Genomic DNA, 17,925 nt, shown 5'->3' on the forward strand with positions numbered 1-17,925 from the left:
ATGGTATATGGATGGCATAGTTGGTTGGCTTAATATCGTTATTACGCTGTTAACCGGCAGTCAGCCGCTGTTAAAAATGAGGAAGTAAATATGAGCGTGCATGAACTGCGCCGTAAGTCTGGCGACTCCAGTGAAAAGATCACTATCAATCTAGGCGTTATCGATCTGGGTCAAATCGATCTTCTTGTTCAGGAAGGGTTCTATTCCAATCGAACCGATTTGATTCGTACGGCCATTCGTAATCAGCTAGCGACCCATTCTGAGGTCGTTAAAGAGACAGTAACCCGCAAGGCTTTCGTACTGGGGCTTGAACACTATAGCCGCGAGGATCTGGAAGCTCTGCAGGCAGCGGGAGAGATGTTGCAGATTCAGGTGTTGGGTATGGCCAGCATTGCTAATGACGTATCACCCGAGCTTGCCATTGCTACCATTGAATCGGTGGTAGTGCTAGGCGCTCTGCATGCAAGCGCAGCGGTGAAGGCCGCTCTTGCTGATCGCATCCACTGATGTACTGAAGAGGGGCTTTGATAATGATCGATGCCACCATGACCAAACGAATGGAAGAAGCGACGCGGCTTACCCGCGCCGGAAAATTGAGTGAAGCCATGGCGCTGCTTCAAGGTGCTGGGGATAACGTCAAAAGCCAGCAGGCACCAAAAGCTTCTTCTCAGCCGGGTAACGTGTATGAAAGTACCTGCCAGGTTGTTGACGAAGATTTTTCAACAGTAAAACCTACGCCTTCCTCTTCCTCCTATGAGCGTACCCGTAAAGCATCAGCCTGGGCCGATAAATGGTCCAGCTTTCAAGGCATGGCGCAGCCCAGCCCTACACCTGGCCGTTCTGAAGAAGCAAGGCCGGGTGCCTTTACCGCAGGTAGTTTCAGCAATCGAGCGGGTTCGCGGGATTACAAGCTTTTTCTGCCGAGTAGCTATCACGGCCAGGCGATGCCTCTTGTGGTCATGCTGCATGGCTGTACGCAGAACCCTGATGATTTCGCGGCCGGAACCAATATGAATCAACTAGCCGAGGAGCAGTCATTTTGCGTGCTTTATCCGGCCCAGCCGATAAGTGTCAACAGCTCCAAATGCTGGAACTGGTTCAAGGCTGAAGACCAGCAGCGTGAAGGTGGGGAGCCCGAAATTCTGGCAGGCATGGCCCGGCAGATTATTCAAACCCAGGGACTTGATGCCTCACGGGTGTATGTGGCGGGCCTTTCTGCCGGGGGGGCTATGGCGACAACGCTGGCGATGAATTACCCGGATCTCTTTGCGGCAGTGGGTGTTCACTCCGGGTTGCCTCATGGCGTGGCCAAGAGCCTGCCCGATGCCCTGGCCGCCATGCAGGGAGGCACGTCAACGCAGGCGGGACGCTTCTCCTCAGACGTGCCAGCCATCATTTTTCACGGCGACCGCGACACGACCGTTCACCTAAGCAACGCCGAACGCGTGGCGGCGCAATACGCCGTCACAAAGACCAAGAGGGATATTAACGCGGAACAGGGGCGGGTGGCGGGCGGCCATGGTTATACACGCACGGTCTATCACGATACCCTTGGCGAGGCGCGCCTGGAGCAATGGCGCATACACGGTGCCGGCCACGCTTGGGCCGGGGGAAGCGCGAAGGGAAGTTACACTGACCCGAAGGGGCCTGATGCAACAAAAGAAATGCTGCGCTTTTTCATGCAGCACCGTCAAAAAGATACTATGTGCTAATCAGCTGTGGTCACGATGATCATCAAAAAAACGGCGACGCCTGAGGGCGCCGCCGTTTCTATTTCGAGTGCTTGGCCTGTTTATTCGGCAGGCTTGGCCACCAGCGAGCGAGTTTCCTCGCGAGCTTCCACCAGTGCGACGCGCAGGCTGTCACCCAGCTTATAGCGTTCTTCGCCTTCGATCTGAATGCGTCCTTCTTTATCATCGATAACGACTTTGTCACGGTCGCTGTGCATCAAGGGGGCAGGCACGAACGCGGTTGCGCCATTTTCAATCAGGCGCACGCGCATACCGCCGCGGTTGATCGCCATGATATCGGCCTCAAACGTATCCTGATTTTGTGCAGCCGGGGTCAAAAAGCGCACGTAGAGCCAGTCTTTTACATCGCGCTCGGCCATACGGTTCAGGCGGCGACGCTCGGTGAGCTGCTCGGTTAACGCCTGGCTTGCTTCAGCCGGGGCCTGCTCACTTTTCAGCACGCGTTTGATCAAACGGTGGTTGACCATATCGCCATACTTACGAATTGGCGAGGTCCAGGTAGCGTAAGCGGGTAACCCAAGGCCAAAGTGCGGGCCGGGCTGAGCGGACATGCTGGTAAAGCCTTGGAAACGGCGCAGGCGGGCATCTAGCCAAGCGTCGTCACGGCTCTCAAGCGCGCGCTTAAGCTCTTTATAATGAGTGAGCTCGGTCAGTGCTTCACGATCAACGGTGATTTCCTGGCTGGCCAGGAACTCTTGCGCCGCTTCGGCCTTTTCCGGTTCAAAGGCACGGTGCACGTTAAAGATACCGTGACCGATATGGCTTGCCAGGAAGTCTGCACAGCAGGCGTTGGCTGCAATCATCGACTCTTCGATCATGCGGTTGGCAATGCGCCGCTCTTCGGTATTGATCGCCAGTACATTGCCCGCTTCATCCAGCTCAAACACGTAGTCCGGGCGGTCCTTGAAGACTAGAGCGTGCTCGTTACGCCATGCGGTGCGCGCTTCGGTCAGCTCGCGCAGGGCAGTCAGCTGCTCGGCAATGTTGTCCGCCGGTGCCCAGTCGCCCTGACCTTCGATCCAGTCGGAGACGTTGTCATAAACGAGTTTGGCATGAGACTTCACGTTAGCCGCGAAGAAGCGATAGTCACCCAGGCTGCCATCGGCATTGATGTTCAATGTGCAGGCCAGCGCCGGGCGCTCTTGATCTTCCCACAGCGAGCACAGGTCGTCGGCCAGCTGCTCGGGCAACATGGTCACGTTCTGCCCAGGCAGATAGACCGTAAAAGCGCGGGTACGGGCTCCCAGATCAGCGGCATGGCCCTCTTCCACATAGGCCGTGGGGTCGGCGATGGCGACGCTCAACTGCCAGCCGCCTTCGGGGCGCACGCTTACGTGTAGCGCATCGTCCATATCGCGGGTTTTTTCACCGTCGATCGTAAAGAAGGGCTGGGCGGTCAGATCTTCGCGCGTCAGGCCTTCATCGCGCAGTGGCCAGTCGCTACCGGCATCCGGGCACTCCTGTTCCAGCGCATGACGGGCAAGGGTTACACGCCATGGCACGGCGGGGTTATCCGCTTTGGCCACCAGCTCATCAATCTGAGCAAAGAAGCCGCGATCGTTCTCTTTAAGCGGGTGACGGACCAGCCGGGCAACGACCCAGTCGCCGTCGCTGATGCTGTCTTCATCCAAGCTGTTCTTAATACGTGACTTGAGCACGTTGCGGATGGAGGGGTGATCGGGCACCACGGCCAAGCGGCCTTCGCGCTTTTGAACCCGGGCGACAAAGCGATCAAGGCCTGCTTCGATCAGCTTTTCGGGCTCGACCGACTTTTTGTCACCGTTTTCGTGAATCACCGCTTCTACGCGGTCGCCATGCAGCACCTGCTTCATGGCGGGCGGCGGCACGAAATAGGATTCACCGTTATCGGTTTCGAGAAAGCCAAAACCTTTCTCGGTAGCTTTAATCACCCCTTCAGCGCGCGGGGTGGTGTCACGAATCTGTTGCTTGAGCTGAGCAAGCAGGGAATTATTCTGAAGCATGAGGTCAATCAGTTGGCGAGAGTAGCTTGCCACTATACGGATTCCCGAAGGCCGCGCCAATTATCCGCTGCGGAAGTTGGTGATGGTTAACCCACATCAACGCTTTACCTCGCTAGAGCGGGATCGGTTAAGCTAACCATTCATTTATGGGGAGCATGCTATGACACCGCGGCTGATTGTTTCGGATCTGGATGGCACGCTGCTAGGCAGCGATCATCGATTACACGCAGACACCATTGAGGTACTGAGAACACTTGTGAGCCATGGGCACCATCTAGTGCTTGCCTCGGGCCGCCACTATGCCGACATGCGTGTGTTCCGAGATGAGCTTGATGTCCCCATTCATCTGATCAGCAGTAACGGCGCCTACACCCACGACCCGGCCGATAAGCTGCTGGATGCCAACCATATAGACCCCCGCCAAGCCGCAGCGCTGATCCAGCTGCCGCGCCCAGAAGGCGTGCGTTTAAGCCTGTATATGGACGATGCCTGGTATATCGATGCCGAGTCGCCAAGACACCTGGAAATGCACGCCGCCACGGGCTTTGTCTATCAGGTGGTACCGCCTGAGCAGATGCCTACTGAAGGTATCGGCAAGATTCTTTACGGCGGCCATCCTGATGCGCTTTTCAAGATCGAAACCGCGATCCGCGAGAGCAGTGACGGCTCGCTGCACGTCACTTACTCAACCAGCGATTCGCTTGAGATCATGGCCGGCGGCGTCAATAAGGGCGTGGCGCTGGCGGCTCTGCTCAAGCGTATATCCATTGCGCCTGAACACTGCCTGGCCTTTGGCGATAACCTGAACGATGTCGAGATGCTCAGCCTGGTGGGCGAGCCGCATTTCATGCTCAACTCGCACCCCGACATGGCCGGGCACCTGAGTGCCGCGCGGCAGATCGGCCACCACGGTGAAGCGGCGGTAGCGGTATTGCTACGCGAGCGTTTTGGTCTGCCTGCCAACGGCTGAATCAGCGTTCCTGATGAGGGCGCGGAGCGGAAGCAGGCTCCTTATCCAACCGCTTGATCTGGCGCCAGAGATCCTGGCGCAGGTCAGCCATTCTGGGCTGCTCTTCAGGCGTGAACGCGACTGGGCGGCACAGGCGCTGGGCGCGTAGCCCCAAACGGGCGCTTAAAAGCCCGGTGGCCAGCCCCTGACCTGCCCGAGCGGAAAGCCTGCCGGCCAGGTGCAGCGATAGCATGTCCATGCTGGCATCGGTGGCCAGCTCGCTGGCGCCGGCAAAGGCCATGTTGCTCAGCACGTTGCGAAACAGGCGCAGGCGGCTGGCGTAGCCAAGCTCCAGACCATAAAGCCGGCACAGCCTGTCGACCATGACCAGGCTGCGCCAGGCCACCAGGGCCATGTCCACCAACGTCAGCGGGCTAATAGCCACCATGATGGCGGTTTCCCCGGACATTCGAGTGACCAGTCGCTGGGCTTCGCGGTCGCGTGGGGCGAGCAGGTGATGGCGCAGCAGGGCCTGGATCTCTTCACCGTTATGGTGCGGTTGGCAGGCGCGCTGAAAGGCCTGCCAGTGTGGATCATCTTCAGATAGCTTTAACTGCTGGCGCAGCTGCTCGGCCATCTTCTGGGCTTGGCTGGGCGAGCGCTGGGGCAGTTCGGTCAGGTCGCGGCGCAGCCGGTCGTGGCGCTTCAGGCGCTTCAACCGCCACAGCTCCTTGAGCAGCGACATTCCGCCCAAGCCAATCAGGCTGATACCGAACAGCTGCCACGCCACGCTCATCCACGCTGATTGCGACAGCGCCTCGGGAATGCCGGTGGCAAGTTCGATGGTGCCGAGCGTGGCACCACCGGCCAGCGCAAACATCAGCCCCCAGCGGCGCTTGCGCGGCGTGCCTAGGCTCGCTGCTGGAAGCGCCTGCTCCTCAGCGGCGGTCACCAGCGGCTGGTCGTCGTCGGTTGCCGCGAATATTTCGCGCTGGCGCAAGCGTTCGCGCTCGGTGACGCTTTCAGGGGTGTCGTCCAGGCTGAAGTGGCGCCGTGGCTGCGGGTCGGTCATGCGAGTTTATCTCCAATCAGCCAGTCAATGGCGGCATCCATGCGGATATGCGAAAGCGCATCAGAAGAGGACGGCATCGGTCTGAAGCTCGGGAAGTCAAAGCCCTGGTGCTGCCAGAAATCGGCGTTGGGCAGGCGGTTGGGTACATCGCCCGGGTAGACCAGCACGTCTTCGCCTTCAAGGGTAGTGCCGCGCAGTGCCGAGGAGCGCTTGCCGTCGTGCACCACTTCACGCGCCTCGGTGGCGCGAATGGCTGCAAGCGAAAGCGCCTTGACCGGCACGTTGGCGAAGCGCAGGTCTTTAAGCGGCTCGGCCAGAAGCGCTTCAAGCAGCTGCACCACGTGGCCGTGCTGGTCGGGTGTTACGTGATCCGCCTTAGTGGCGGCGATGGCAAGGCGGTCAATCTTGGGCGCAAACAGCCGCGAAAGCAGGCTGCGCTTGCCGTAGTCAAAGCTCTGCATCAACTGGCGCAGCGCGCGGGACAGGTCTTCAAACCGCTCAGGCCCGGCGTTAAGCGCGCCCAGCACATCAACCAGCACAATCTGGCGATCAAAGCGCCTGAAATGATCGCGATAAAAGGGGCGTACCACCTGCTGCTGATAGTAGCGAAAGCGTGCGGCAAGCGTGGCGTAAAGACTGCTGTCGGGCAGGGTGTCGAGCATTTCTTTTGGAGCATCCAGGTGCGGCAGAGGGAAAAACTGCAGCACGGGGGCGCCCGAAAGCTCGCCGGGCAATAAAAAACGCCCTGGCTGAAGATCGGAAAAACCGGCCTGTTTGGCGCGGCGTAATCCCTGTGCATACATCTCCGCCAGTTGCGCCAGTTGCGCTTCGTCGGCATCCGAAGCGGGGTCTAGAGATGCGACCGCGTCGAGCCATTCGTTAAACAGCGCACGCCGCTGCTCGCCTTCAAGCAGCGGTTGCGCCTGGCACCAACTGTAAAAGTCGTGCTGCAACAGCGGCAAGTCGAGCAACCATTCGCCTGGGTAGTCAAACAGATCAAGCGTCAGGTGGGCGATGTCCGGCGCAAACCAGCTGCTTTGGGCGGGGCGGTAGCGTAGCTGAAGGCGTAGTTCGCTAATACCCCTGGTAGGCTCAGGCCAGCGCGGCGGCGTATCGCGCAGAGCCGCCATGCCTGGGTCGTAAGGAAAGCGCGGCACGCCCAAATCCGGCTGGTTAAGCCGTTGGGCCCCCAGCAGGCGGCCATCCCGTGCGGCGGGCAGCAGGTCCAGCTGTGCTTCAACCCCTGCGTGACGCAGCTGGTTTACCAGCGAGGTTAAAAACGCCGTCTTGCCTGCCTGGGATAAACCCGTTACCGCCAGGCGCAGCTGACGGTCGCGTCCCCGCTCCAGTAAATTACTCAGTTCGCGGCTTAACGGCTGGCGCATCCAGGTACTCCCTTTTTTCTCATCATAACGCCATCAGGTGGTTAAGCGCTTTTTCAATACCGGCAGTCGAGCCGGCTATGCCCGTTAACAGCATAGCCAAAGGTTCGTGAACCGTGCATTAACCGCGACTTAGCGTGGTGCCCAGAAGATGCTGCGCACCGGGTACCAGCCAGACCGGGTCGAGGCGCGTGTTGGCGGCTTCAACGCACACAAAGTGACGCGCGGCGTCTGCGGGGGTATCGCCTGGCAGTGCGGTGTCGGGATGCCATACAACCGTTGAGTCACTCGACTGCTTGGCAATACGCAGACTGCGCACGCCGTCATTGAGCAGTACCGCTTCGTTGCTGTGATAGATGCGGTCGATTCCACCGCGTATCGCCAGGATCCCTTGCTGCTCGGCTTCGGCAAAATCACGCAGTTTATCCAGATAGCGCGCGCCGGAAAGGCCCTCAAGGCGGCAGTTATGCACCTCGTTAACAGCCAGGTACGTGTGCAGCGCGCCGCTGGTCTTCACCGGTGTATCGCCAATGTTTTCGCTGATCAGCTCGACATTCAAGCGCTGGGCGTTAGCCTGGATGACCACGCGCGCGGTTAGCTGGCTGTGCAGGCGCTGGTCAGGGGAGAGGTGGACTTCGATACCTTCAGCGTGCTCATCGACGGCGTCCAGGCGCCAGGCCGCCTGACGCGCCAACCCATGGAACGGACCGTTGCGCTCGGCACTTTCATCGGCATAACGCTCGTCGGCAAACCAGGGCCAGCATAGCGGGATGCCACCGCGTAGGGTGCCCGGCAGAGCCTCAGGTGTCGGTGTTACCCACAGCCAGTCAGTATCATTTTGGGGCTTGAAATGAAGCACCTGAGCACCTTGCAAACTGATCGCAAGCTCACCCCAGGGCATATTGAAAAGCACTACATCACGTCCTTCCCAGTTAGCCGTCTGCTGGCCTTCTGTATGGGCGATGAGGTTGGCAAGAGAATCAGGGATCATGGGTTTTCCTTAAAAGGGATGACATCAAATTAGGCAGAATTGTCGCGCTGTGTGCTATGGTAGGACAAGCAAGACGAATAGGTAAAACCCTGACTAAAGTGGATATCAAGGAGGCACTATGGGCTTTATTGCATGGTTGATCATTGGTGGTTTGGCTGGCTGGATCGCTGGCAACATCATGCGTGGCGGCGGCTTTGGCATTTTGGGCAACATCGGCGTAGGTATTGTCGGTGCGCTGCTGGGTGGTTTCATGTTCAGCCTATTAGGCCTTCAGGCTGGTGGTTTTATCGGCTCACTGGTCACCGCGACCGTGGGTGCTGTTGTCCTGCTCTGGATAATAAGTAAAGTTAAAAAAGCTTAGCACTGCCTAGCTTGCGTGTTAATTGCTGCCCGGCCTTGTGCCGGGCAGCGTCGTTTTACGCCATTAGATCAGTTTAGCTATCGGTCTTGGACCTACTTTCCGTTACACTAAGCCGCTTTATTCTGGCGCATTGCTGGTGGATTTTTGCTTTCGAGGTGTCTCTTGGTCGACGCGTTAAATGCCTGGTGGGCCCAACAGCTGGTGCTATGCGATTGGGCATTTACCCCTCATCCTCTTTCAGTGGATACAAAAGCGGCGGAACAGCGCCTTTTGCAACTGGGTATTACCAGCCGCAATGAACTGGCTGAACAGCTTTTTCATGCGTTAGGGAGTTCGACAGGCCAAGCTGACCGCTTGCTGGGGGCGCTTGAGTGGACAGCGCTTGCAGGCGCTGCCGGGTGGCTTGACGCCAAGCAGGCTAACACCTGGGCGCACCACGTGATTCGGCGTATCACTTCCGATTATGGCGATTTGCGCGCTTGGCTTTCAGATCTGCGCCGGGTGCTGGGTGCCAAGGGCTGGGAGATAGGCGCAGATGATCGTTTTATCGACGCCTGCCAGGCGCTGTCGGCCCTGGAAAATGAAGGCGAGGGAATCACTTGGGCAGTGCTTGAGGAAACGCTTTCGCAACTGCCAGCTCCGTCCTCTTTATGGCCTGAGGTGGCGCAAGCGCAGGCATGGCGTTTGTGTGCCCTGTTTCGCCCGGTCATCAGCTATCCGGCAAGTCATGCCGACTGGCCGGATGCCAGCCAGTGGCTTGAGCGTATCTGGCAGGTCAACGACCGTGAGCAGCTTCTGGAAGTAGCGCTATGGCTAAGTGCTCAGGGTGAGCGTCAGCGCTGGGATATCGAAGCCCGTGAGCTGCTGACCATGGATAACGCCCAGCGGCTTGCTTGGCAGCGCGATTCAATCCAGGATTCACCCTATGCCGGGGTTTTGAACGCCTTTGTAAGCCAGGGCGAACCGCTTGAATGGGCCGCCTGGGACTGGCTTCGGCTGGTTGAAATTGCCTGGGCGGGAGCTTGTTGCGGCTGGCTGAGCCAGGCCGAAGCGGATGATCTGGCGTGCCACGCGGCAGACCTTATCAGCCATCGCTACCATGATTGGCGCGCCATATTGAAAGCCTATATGCGCGGGCAAAGCCTTTTTGAAGGTGTCGATCGGCGCAATATGACGCCGAATGCGCACCATGTATTACTCATTAATGCCTCGCATAGCCCGTGGAAGCTTGCGCCTGCCAGTCTGCTTGATGAGACAACGCGCAAAGCCTCTCAGCAGCGCATCCGACAGTGGCGCAATACCCCACACCATTGGCTGCTGGCGATGGCTGGCGTCCGTGAGCCGGATGTAATGCTTCGCCAGCATGATCCCGCCGCACCCGTTGCCGAAGAGCGCCGCGCGGATGCGGCGCTTTACCTACAGGAGTCACTTGGCCTGCATGCCGATGAAGGCCCGCAGGTCATGGCCCGCTATTGGCTGCCTGCCCAAGCGCACCATCTGAATCAGCTGGCTGCCGATGCGGTGCACGGTGTGCTGCCGCCCTCGCAAACACTGTTTGGCCAGCCAACGCCTGATGAATTGAAGCAGCGTAATGCGGTCAAGGGTGTGAGCCGGCATGCGGCCACCATTCATATGGCGGAAAAATTCGCCTTCTACCTGCATATGGCGCTGGACAGCGGGCTGTTTGAACGCGAGCCGCTGCTGGCATACGCCAGCTCGCTGCGTAGCTGCCTATGCCGTTTCTATCCAAGCCCCAAGCGTCTGCTGGAGGCGTGGTTCGCCTGGGAAAGCTGCCTGCCCGAACCTGAGCACGCCTCTTTAATCAATGAAATTGCCTGGCACCTTGAAGACCCAGGCAGCCTTTTCTACTGGTTGGATTGGCGCCCTGATGCCTGGTGCGAGCCGGGCGGGCGGCCAACGCTTACGCACTTTACCGCTATGTCGCTGGTAGGGCCGCTCAATAGTGCTGTGTGGAGCGAGCCTCAGCCGGAAAGTCAGCGTGAGTGTACCGATATCCGTGAGTGGGTGGAGAGCCACTACCACCTGACTAATGCCGCCGATATGCAGGAATTTATAACCTTCATGTTGGAGGCAGGCGATCGGCAGGAGTACCAGATCAATTACGCCCCCTATACGCTCAATCCTGAGCGTCTGGAGGCTGAAATTGCCATTCTTGAGTCGGGTGACTGCGCCGAAGAGGAGCGCCATCACCTGCTTCGCTTGCGCCGCGTTCAGGGCAATGAAGATCGTTGTAATGATGTCGACATGGCCGCATGGGATATTGCCCAGCTGGTGGATCTGGCGATTGCCGCCCGCCAGCTTGGCTGGCTGGAAAGTCAGGCGTTTGCCGATGTGCTGGACCGTGCCTATCAACTGGCCGCTGATCACTATGCCGGTTGGCAAGAGTATGCCGCAGGCATGTATGCCGGGTTCTCCTTTTTCATGGGCGACACGCCTGAGCGTGAAAGCTTTTTAGCCGGATTCCGTCAAGCGATGGTGGCCTGGGTTTGCGGGGCACCGATTCTTGCCGGGCCTTGGGCCAGTCTGGATTTTCCGGGTAACAAGCCGCGCCATTTTGCACCGCTACATATCGATACCCTGCCGGGTGATCAACGAACATTACATTGAGGCTCGCCAAGCATGCATTATCTAGCTTATAGTCTGACATTTGTTGCCCATTTTACTTTCCCAAAAATGTTAAGAGGTTAAGCGCATGGTTGCGTTGCCACACCCTGCTGTGACCGCTGTCCGTGTTGTAAGTGTTTGTATTGTCGTCTCTTTTCTTGCTGGCTGCGCAGGCTCTTCTAATCGACCCATCGAGCCGCCCGAAGATTATTTTGCGATGACGCTACCTAGCATGAACAATGGGTTTAGCCCGCAAATGTCGCCCGTGAGCAATTCGATTGCCCAGTTGCGCAGTTTTCAGACACCGCCACCTACGTTGGTACGCCAAGCGCTACTCGAACAGCACCAGCGATGGTCGGGGACGCCTTATCGGATTGGCGGCACGACGGCGCAAGGGATCGATTGTTCAGCCTTGGTACGCAATGTTTTCCGAGAGACGTTTAATTTAGAATTGCCCCGTTCCACCTACGATCAGGTACATGAGGGACGCTCGATCGACCGCCAAGAGCTGCAGGCGGGCGATCTGGTTTTCTTCCGGCCCCCAGGACGTTACAACCATGTGGGGATTTACGTAGGGGATGGTTACTTTCTCCACGCCTCGACTTCCCAAGGCGTGATCATGTCCAGTTTGGATAATAGCTACTGGCAGCGTTATTACTGGCAGTCGCGCCGCGCGCTGGAGCCTACCAATCTGGCGTATTTAGGCAGTAACTTCATGCCGTGATAGCTAGTGGGCCGCAGGGCCCGCTATTAGGAATGGCATGATTGAAGACAAGACACGCGCCTGGTGGCGAGCCACAATGGCCCTATGCTTAGGGTCATTTTTGGTTTTTATCAATCTGTATGTGCCTCAGCCGTTACTCCCTGAGCTCAAGACCCTTTACGGTGTATCGACATTAGGCGTTAGCCTACTGATGTCGGTAGCTACTCTGTCACTGGCTTTTGCTCTTTTAGTATTCGGGCCGCTTTCTGATGCCATCGGCCGCGAAGGCATCATGCGTATTACCCTGTTGCTTGCCGGAGGCTTGTCGCTTGCGCTGGCGTTTGCGCCGAATTTTGAAAGCCTGCTGTTGTTGCGCTTAGTTCAGGGATTCGTGCTAGGGGGGCTGCCCGCCGTGGCGATTGCCTGGATGGGGGATGCGTTTGAGAAGCCGGCCTTGCTGAGCGCGGTAGGGCTGTATATTGGTGCAAACTCCTTGGGTGGTATCAGCGGGCGTATCGTGGGTGGGGCCGCCGCCGAGGTTGGCGGGCCGCAGGCGGCGTTCATTGCCGTTGGCGTGATGACGCTAATCGGCTGTGTGGTGTTTTGGCGACTACTGCCCAATAGCCGTACCTTTGTGCCCAAGCGTTTTCAGCTGCGCCGTGCGCTTGCCGATCTCGTCGGCCATTTACGCACCCCGGTACTCCTTGCTGCCTACTGCCTGGGTGGCATCAACTTCCTGATTTTTATCAATCAGTACAGCTACATTACCTTTCGCTTAGCCGCCGAACCCTACCAATTGGCAGCGACCGGCCTCGGGCTGATTTTTTTGACCTATCTTGGTGGTACCTTCGGCTCCACTATCTCCGGGCGTCTAGCCCAGCGATTTTCGCCCGCGACCTGCATGATGGCCGGCATCATCATCTTGATGGTGGGCACTGGCGTTACCCTGAGTAAATCGCTGGTGCTGATTATCCTGGGGCTGACCATCAACGCCTTCGGCTTTTTCATGGCCCACTCGCTGGCTTCCAGCTGGGTGGGTCGCTACGCCCAAGGCGCCCGCGGCAGTGCTTCCGCGCTGTATCTGGTGTTCTACTACGTAGGGGCAAGCCTCGGTGGCTTCTGGCTGGAGCTTTTCTGGCAGGGGGCGGGCTGGTCCGGCGTCGCCTGGGGCTCGTGGGTTCTACTGTGCATCACGCTGATGATCACCCTGGGCATGCGCCGCTTCGAGCAGCGTCAGGGTAGTTGATGATGTTCAGCGGCGTGCAGTCGGGCGTTTTCAAGATGGTAGCGGCGTTGGCACAGCCTTTTAAGCAGGGCCGCATCGTGGCTGATCACCAGAACGCCGAGCTTGCGCTTTTCGGCTTCCGCCTTTAACGCCTGCCAGAGGGCCAGCTGAGTTATCGGGTCGAGCATGGTCGAGATCTCATCGGCGATCAGGTAGCGCACCCCGGGCGCCAGCGCGCGCAGCACGCAAATGCGCTGCAGCTCGCCACCGGAAAGTGTGCGCACCGGGCGGTTCAGCCACTGAGACTTTATCCCAAAGGCGCGGCGCAGTGCTTCGGGCGGCTCCCAGGCTTCGTTCAGTACGCGGACAACCTGCCAACGCGGGTTGACGGCAAGCTCAGGGGATTGCGGCAGCCACTGCACCGGCCTGAGCCCCTTGGTGGAAAACCGCTCACCCTCTATTCGTATACGGCCAGCGGTCGGTTCGTCATACCCGGCAAGCAGCCGGCCTAGCGTTGATTTGCCGGCGCCGGAATTGCCGCTCAGCCCAACCCACTCTCCTGCTTCAATACGCAGCGATACATCCTCGAACAGCGGCGGCTGAGGAGGAAAGGCGTAACATAGCTGGCAGGCTTCAAGCAAAATGCGACTCCCTTGCGTATTCGGTATCTATTGTAAAGGCGTTATCCGGCAGGGCTTGCCAGAGTGCTCGGGCGTAGGCGCTTTTCAGCGTCTGGCCCGTACCTTGAAACGCGCTCGCGTCGGCGGTTTCCACGCAGCGACCTTCGTGCATGACCGTGACGCGGTCGGCAATGTTCAGCGCGTGACGCAGGTCGTGGCTAATCAACATCACCGCCTTGCCTTGCCGGGTCAGGGCAGCCAACGCATCAAGTACCCGGCCGCGCTGGGCCGGATCAAGCCCGACGGTAGGCTCATCGGCAATCACCAGCGATGCCTGGGTCACATGCGCCATGGCGGTAAGCACGCGCCGCGCCATGCCTCCGGAAAGTTCATGGGGGTACGCCCGGCGGGCGCGCTCATCAAGCTGGTAATGGGCCAGCGCCTGGCAGACCGTCTGCCGAGCAGAGGCCGGGGCAAGACCCGCCCGGCGCGCCGCCCAGTTCACCTGGTGCTGGCTGCGAGCCAGTGGGTCAAGGGCGCTTAGGGATTGCGGAATCAGCGCAAGCTCTCGGCCGCGCAGCGCGCGTTTCCGCGGCTCATCAAGCGGTGTCTCCTTAAAGAAGCAGCTGCCGCCTAACTGCGCACCCTTGGGCAAAAGCCCCATGATGGTATGCGCCAGCAGACTTTTACCGGCACCCGAGGCGCCCACGACAGCGTGCACGCTGCCCGCCGCCACGCTGAAGCTGAGCTGATCCAGGTGCGTGGCATAGCGGCGTCGCCAGAAGCGCGGATAGTAAGGCAGGGCAAGCGACAGTTGCTCGATACGTAGCATCAAGGCCTCCAGGTAGTCAAAGCGCACGCCGCAGGCCGCTGGCGATGCGTTCGATACCCAGCACCATCAGCAGTAGTCCAAGCCCCGGGAAAACGCCCAGCCACCAGTACCCCCCGCTCAGGTAGCGCATGGCGTCGGCCAGCAAGATGCCGATGGCCGGCTGGCTGGGGCTCAGGCCAACGCCCAGAAACGTGAGCGCCGCTTCATGCAAAATGGCGTGAGGAAACAGCAGCAGCGCCCCGACCAGGCAGTGGGGCAAAGCGTGGGGCAGAAAGTGGTGCAGCAGGATAAACCCCTGGGATTTACCCAGCGCCCGGGATATGCCGATATAGGGTGCTGCGCGCAGTTGCAGCAGCTCGGCGCGCAGCACGCGCGCAAGGCCGGGCCAGTGAGTGGTGGCCACGGCAATCACCACTGCCTGCAGCCCGCCACCGAGTGCAAAGGCAATCAGCAGCAGCAGGATAAGATGCGGCACACTGAGCAGCGTATCGATCAGTAGCCTGACCAGCGCGTCCAGGCGCGGCGAAAGGGTCGTCAAAAGTGCCAGACCAAGTGCGATGGCGCTGCCCAGCAGGGCGGCTAGAAGGCCTACCCGGAAGCTCAGGGCAAGCCCTGCTAGTGTGCGTGCCCAAAGCTCACGACCCAGGGCGTCGGTACCCAGCCAGTGGTCAAGGCCGGGCGGGGCCAGGCGGGCATCGAACTGCATGCGCCCCGGCAGGTCGCCGAGCCACCACTGACCGGATAACAGCGCCAGCAAAAGCAGCACCGCAAGGCCTGAGCAGGCAAGCGCGCGCAGCCGCGGCTGGGCGGCTTTCATGACGCGATTGACCCCGGCTTCCGGGGCCTGCGCATGCGCGGGTCAACCATGTGGTAAAGGCTGTCGGCCAGCATATTGCCGATACTCACAAATAGCGTGGTAAACAGGGCAATGCCCAGCAGCAGCGGCACGTCGCTGCGCAGCCCGGCCTCTACCGTTGCTTGGCCAAGGCCCGGGTAGGCGAACACCTGCTCGATCAGGATAGAGCCGCCGAACAGCTCGCCGAGTGACGCCAGTGCCAGCGTCAGCGCGGGAAGGCTTGCATGGCGCACGCCGTGGCGCCAGGCGATATCCGCTCGGGTGGCGCCTTGGGCAAAGGCGTGGGTAGCGATATCCGAGCGCATCAGCGCCACCATGCGCGCCCGGGTGTGCAGCGTGATCGAGGCCGTGCCCAGCAGCGTCAGCGTGCTGACCGGCAGTACCAGATGGTGAAGGCGGGTGGCCAGGTGGATATCCTGACTTGGCACGCCGACAGGCCCGGCGCAGCACGCCGGGGCCCAGCCCAGGTAAACCGAGAACAGCAGAACGCCCAGCAGCGCCAGCCAGAAGGTAGGGGTGGAGGCGGTCACGTAGGCGTAGGCGCTGATGACCTTGTCCAGCGGCGAGCGCTCCTTGGCGCCGGCCATCACGCCTAATGTGAACCCCAGCAGTAACGACAGCAGCCAGGCGCTGCCCAGTAGCGCAATCGAGCGCGTGAAGCGCTGGCCGATCACTTCCCCAACGGGCTGGTTGTAGACGTGACTTACGCCCAGGTTGCCGCTCATCAACTGCTGCAGCCAACGGCCAAACTGAAGAGGTGCCGGGTCGTCAAACCCCCAGCGTTGGGCGATGAGTTCGCGCTGCTCCGGGCTTACCTGGGCAGCCAGAGGACCGAGATAGGCATCTACCGGGTCGACTGGCGAGGCCATCATCAGCCCGAATGACACGCCGGCCACGCAGAGCAGTATCAGCCCCAGCCGCAGCAGGCGGCGTAGCGTGGCGAGCGCTAGTCGCACGTCCAGCGCCACTCAAGCAGATTGGCCGTTACCGGCCAGCCATGACCATGCGGGGCCACACCTAGATCGCCAACGTCCAGGCATGTATCTACCGCATAGACATGAGCCAGATTGACCATCCAGGCCCAGCTGGCGTCACCGCGCACGCCATAGCCGGTCTCCCCATCCCACTGAGCAGCCTGCCAGTGCCGGTTGGCTTCATGTGTATTCGCCGCCGCCTGAGCCGCCTCCAGGTGACGGTCCACGGCAGGGTTGGCGTAGTAGCCGCTGTTGTAGAAGTCGTTTCCTGCATGCTGGCTGTGGTAGAGGTAGTAGATCTCTTGGGGGCTATGACTGCCAAAGCCCATCACGACGGCATCCTGGTGCAGTGCCAGGCGCTGAATCTCGTCCCAGTGGCGCCCGGTTGGCTGCATGTCGATACCCAGCGGGCGCACCATTTCGGCGCTCACCTCGGCAAGCAGCTGCCGGGTGCTGTCACCGGCGGGGTAGGTCAGCCTGAAACGGGCGGGCTGGCCCTGCTTGTGGCGCAGGCCATCGCCCTGGCGCTGCCAGCCAGCAGCATCGAGCAGAGCTTTGGCCTGCTCAAGGTCAGGTGCCTGGATATCTTCATCGCGACGGCTCCAAGGCAGCCCGTCTGCCGGGCCGAACGCGGGGCGGCCGAAGCCGTTGAGCACAACGTCCACCAGCGTCTGGCGGTCAAGGGCTAGATTGATCGCACGGCGAATGGCAATGTCCGCGGTTACACCGTTGCCGATGGGCGCGCCGGAGGGCGCGCGCTGGCCCTGGGCGGGTTGCATGGGAAACATGATGCCCCGGTTGTCCACGCTCTGCATCGTGACGGCGCGCATGTGTGAAGGCAAAGCGTTTGCCAGCGCCGGCGGCAGGGCGGCCAGGTCGACATCGCCGGTACGCGCGGCGTTCAGCGTGGTGTCTTCGCCGGTAAACAGAAACACAAGGCGTTCAAAGGCGGGCGTTTGCCCGTAGAAATAGGGGTTGCGCTCGACGATCAACTGCTCGCCCTCCTGCCACTCCACCAACTGGTAGGGGCCCGAGCCAAGAGGATGGCGGCCATAATTCTCGTCATAGCCGTTTTCACGGCTGGCTGCGGGCACGATACCCAGCGTCACCAGCTGGTCGGCAAAGGTAATGCGCGGCTGGTGAAGCGTCAGCGCCACGCGATGGGAATCAAGAGCCGTGGCTTCTTTCAGCGCGCTGAGGTCTGCCCGCCCACCCGCCTTGGCCGCTGTATTGAAGGTATAAGCCACATCACTAGCCGTGAGCGCGCTGCCGTCTGAAAAGCGCGCATCGTCGCGCAGGGTGATGGTCCAGGTCAGTTGGTCGTTCGAGAGAGTCCAGGCGGTTGCCAGCTCTGGCTCCAGGTCAAGGTCCGCACGGCGGGAAAGCAGGGTCGACTGAAACAGCGGGTTGCCGTACTGCCCCCAGCCCAGCAGTGGGTCGAAGCCCTGCTCGGGCTCACCGCCAATGGCGAGTACCAGTTGCTCTTTAGCGCTGGCCGGGTTGGCAATCATAAGGCAACCGGCGGCTGCGCCGAGTATCAGGGTGCGAAGAAGTGATAGCATGATAATCGTCTGCTTATAATAAATAGTATGACCTTTTTAC

The 17,925-nt window shown here is 59.9% G+C and carries 16 protein-coding genes; 7 read left to right on the forward strand and 9 right to left on the reverse strand.

Annotated elements, in window-relative coordinates:
* Positions 1–90: 90 nt before the first annotated feature.
* Positions 91–507: a CopG family transcriptional regulator gene (locus tag ELY25_RS11030; RefSeq protein WP_126951332.1), complete on the forward strand. Its 417-nt coding sequence runs from the start codon at positions 91–93 to the stop codon at positions 505–507.
* Positions 508–530: 23 nt separating this feature from the next.
* The gene (locus tag ELY25_RS11035) at positions 531–1,712 is read left to right on the forward strand and encodes an extracellular catalytic domain type 1 short-chain-length polyhydroxyalkanoate depolymerase (protein ID WP_126951333.1); all 1,182 of its coding nucleotides are present in this window, start codon (positions 531–533) and stop codon (positions 1,710–1,712) included.
* An 80-nt stretch (positions 1,713–1,792) separates the two neighbouring features.
* Here the strand turns inward: ELY25_RS11035 and ELY25_RS11040 are convergent, their stop codons facing one another.
* Complete coding sequence (locus ELY25_RS11040) at positions 1,793–3,733, reverse strand: exoribonuclease II (RefSeq protein ID WP_126951389.1); 1,941 nt, start codon at positions 3,731–3,733, stop codon at positions 1,793–1,795.
* A 160-nt stretch (positions 3,734–3,893) separates the two neighbouring features.
* Between ELY25_RS11040 and ELY25_RS11045 the strand changes: the two genes are divergently transcribed.
* Complete coding sequence (locus tag ELY25_RS11045; protein ID WP_126951334.1) at positions 3,894–4,703, forward strand: HAD family hydrolase; 810 nt, start codon at positions 3,894–3,896, stop codon at positions 4,701–4,703.
* A 1-nt stretch (position 4,704) separates the two neighbouring features.
* On the opposite strand, the gene ELY25_RS11050 is transcribed toward ELY25_RS11045, so the two are convergent.
* The 3 genes from ELY25_RS11050 to ELY25_RS11060 form a co-directional block, all read right to left on the reverse strand.
* Positions 4,705–5,754, reverse strand: a complete 1,050-nt coding sequence (locus tag ELY25_RS11050; protein WP_126951335.1) for a YcjF family protein — start codon at positions 5,752–5,754, stop codon at positions 4,705–4,707.
* Entirely contained in the window at positions 5,751–7,139 is a 1,389-nt protein-coding gene (locus ELY25_RS11055; RefSeq protein ID WP_126951336.1) for a YcjX family GTP-binding protein, read from the reverse strand. The genes ELY25_RS11050 and ELY25_RS11055 overlap by 4 nt, the downstream gene beginning before the upstream one ends.
* A 118-nt stretch (positions 7,140–7,257) precedes the next feature.
* Positions 7,258–8,127, reverse strand: a complete 870-nt coding sequence (locus ELY25_RS11060; protein ID WP_126951337.1) for a D-hexose-6-phosphate mutarotase — start codon at positions 8,125–8,127, stop codon at positions 7,258–7,260.
* 118 nt (positions 8,128–8,245) lie between these two features.
* Between ELY25_RS11060 and ELY25_RS11065 the strand changes: the two genes are divergently transcribed.
* From ELY25_RS11065 to ELY25_RS11080, 4 genes are all read left to right on the forward strand, one after another.
* Entirely contained in the window at positions 8,246–8,488 is a 243-nt protein-coding gene (locus tag ELY25_RS11065; protein WP_126951338.1) for a GlsB/YeaQ/YmgE family stress response membrane protein, read from the forward strand.
* 162 nt (positions 8,489–8,650) lie between these two features.
* A complete protein-coding gene (locus ELY25_RS11070) occupies positions 8,651–11,116 on the forward strand; it encodes a DUF1266 domain-containing protein (protein ID WP_126951339.1) in 2,466 nt (821 codons plus the stop codon).
* Between the two features lie 85 nt (positions 11,117–11,201).
* Complete coding sequence (locus ELY25_RS11075; protein WP_236995704.1) at positions 11,202–11,837, forward strand: C40 family peptidase; 636 nt, start codon at positions 11,202–11,204, stop codon at positions 11,835–11,837.
* 37 nt (positions 11,838–11,874) lie between these two features.
* The gene (locus tag ELY25_RS11080; protein WP_126951340.1) at positions 11,875–13,062 is read left to right on the forward strand and encodes an MFS transporter; all 1,188 of its coding nucleotides are present in this window, start codon (positions 11,875–11,877) and stop codon (positions 13,060–13,062) included.
* Here the strand turns inward: ELY25_RS11080 and ELY25_RS11085 are convergent.
* From ELY25_RS11085 to ELY25_RS11105, 5 genes are read right to left on the reverse strand one after another with little or no spacing between them, the layout of a single operon-like run.
* A complete protein-coding gene (locus ELY25_RS11085; RefSeq protein WP_126951341.1) occupies positions 13,050–13,682 on the reverse strand; it encodes an ABC transporter ATP-binding protein in 633 nt (210 codons plus the stop codon). The genes ELY25_RS11080 and ELY25_RS11085 overlap by 13 nt on opposite strands.
* Complete coding sequence (locus ELY25_RS11090) at positions 13,675–14,493, reverse strand: ATP-binding cassette domain-containing protein (RefSeq protein ID WP_126951342.1); 819 nt, start codon at positions 14,491–14,493, stop codon at positions 13,675–13,677. Before ELY25_RS11090 ends, ELY25_RS11085 begins: the two co-directional genes overlap by 8 nt.
* A gap of 16 nt (positions 14,494–14,509) precedes the next feature.
* Entirely contained in the window at positions 14,510–15,310 is an 801-nt protein-coding gene (locus tag ELY25_RS11095) for an ABC transporter permease (protein ID WP_126951343.1), read from the reverse strand.
* The gene (locus tag ELY25_RS11100) at positions 15,307–16,305 is read right to left on the reverse strand and encodes an ABC transporter permease (protein WP_126951344.1); all 999 of its coding nucleotides are present in this window, start codon (positions 16,303–16,305) and stop codon (positions 15,307–15,309) included. The genes ELY25_RS11095 and ELY25_RS11100 overlap by 4 nt, the downstream gene beginning before the upstream one ends.
* Complete coding sequence (locus ELY25_RS11105; protein WP_126951345.1) at positions 16,296–17,885, reverse strand: ABC transporter substrate-binding protein; 1,590 nt, start codon at positions 17,883–17,885, stop codon at positions 16,296–16,298. The genes ELY25_RS11100 and ELY25_RS11105 overlap by 10 nt, the downstream gene beginning before the upstream one ends.
* Positions 17,886–17,925 lie beyond the last annotated feature (40 nt).

The sequence above is a fragment of the Vreelandella populi genome (genome assembly GCF_003989825.1).
GTDB classification, from domain to species: domain Bacteria; phylum Pseudomonadota; class Gammaproteobacteria; order Pseudomonadales; family Halomonadaceae; genus Vreelandella; species Vreelandella populi.

What these genes read in the sequence shown, in the direction of transcription:
- ELY25_RS11030 (WP_126951332.1), top strand. Translation starts at nt 91, where the DNA reads ATGAGCGTGCATGAACTGCGCCGTAAGTCTGGCGACTCCAGTGAAAAG.
- ELY25_RS11065 (WP_126951338.1), top strand. Translation starts at nt 8,246, where the DNA reads ATGGGCTTTATTGCATGGTTGATCATTGGTGGTTTGGCTGGCTGGATC.
- ELY25_RS11075 (WP_236995704.1), top strand. Translation starts at nt 11,202, where the DNA reads ATGGTTGCGTTGCCACACCCTGCTGTGACCGCTGTCCGTGTTGTAAGT.
- ELY25_RS11035 (WP_126951333.1), top strand. Translation starts at nt 531, where the DNA reads ATGATCGATGCCACCATGACCAAACGAATGGAAGAAGCGACGCGGCTT.
- ELY25_RS11040 (WP_126951389.1), bottom strand. Translation starts at nt 3,733, where the DNA reads ATGCTTCAGAATAATTCCCTGCTTGCTCAGCTCAAGCAACAGATTCGT.
- ELY25_RS11055 (WP_126951336.1), bottom strand. Translation starts at nt 7,139, where the DNA reads ATGCGCCAGCCGTTAAGCCGCGAACTGAGTAATTTACTGGAGCGGGGA.
- ELY25_RS11045 (WP_126951334.1), top strand. Translation starts at nt 3,894, where the DNA reads ATGACACCGCGGCTGATTGTTTCGGATCTGGATGGCACGCTGCTAGGC.
- ELY25_RS11090 (WP_126951342.1), bottom strand. Translation starts at nt 14,493, where the DNA reads ATGCTACGTATCGAGCAACTGTCGCTTGCCCTGCCTTACTATCCGCGC.
- ELY25_RS11050 (WP_126951335.1), bottom strand. Translation starts at nt 5,754, where the DNA reads ATGACCGACCCGCAGCCACGGCGCCACTTCAGCCTGGACGACACCCCT.
- ELY25_RS11080 (WP_126951340.1), top strand. Translation starts at nt 11,875, where the DNA reads ATGATTGAAGACAAGACACGCGCCTGGTGGCGAGCCACAATGGCCCTA.
- ELY25_RS11095 (WP_126951343.1), bottom strand. Translation starts at nt 15,310, where the DNA reads ATGAAAGCCGCCCAGCCGCGGCTGCGCGCGCTTGCCTGCTCAGGCCTT.
- ELY25_RS11060 (WP_126951337.1), bottom strand. Translation starts at nt 8,127, where the DNA reads ATGATCCCTGATTCTCTTGCCAACCTCATCGCCCATACAGAAGGCCAG.
- ELY25_RS11105 (WP_126951345.1), bottom strand. Translation starts at nt 17,885, where the DNA reads ATGCTATCACTTCTTCGCACCCTGATACTCGGCGCAGCCGCCGGTTGC.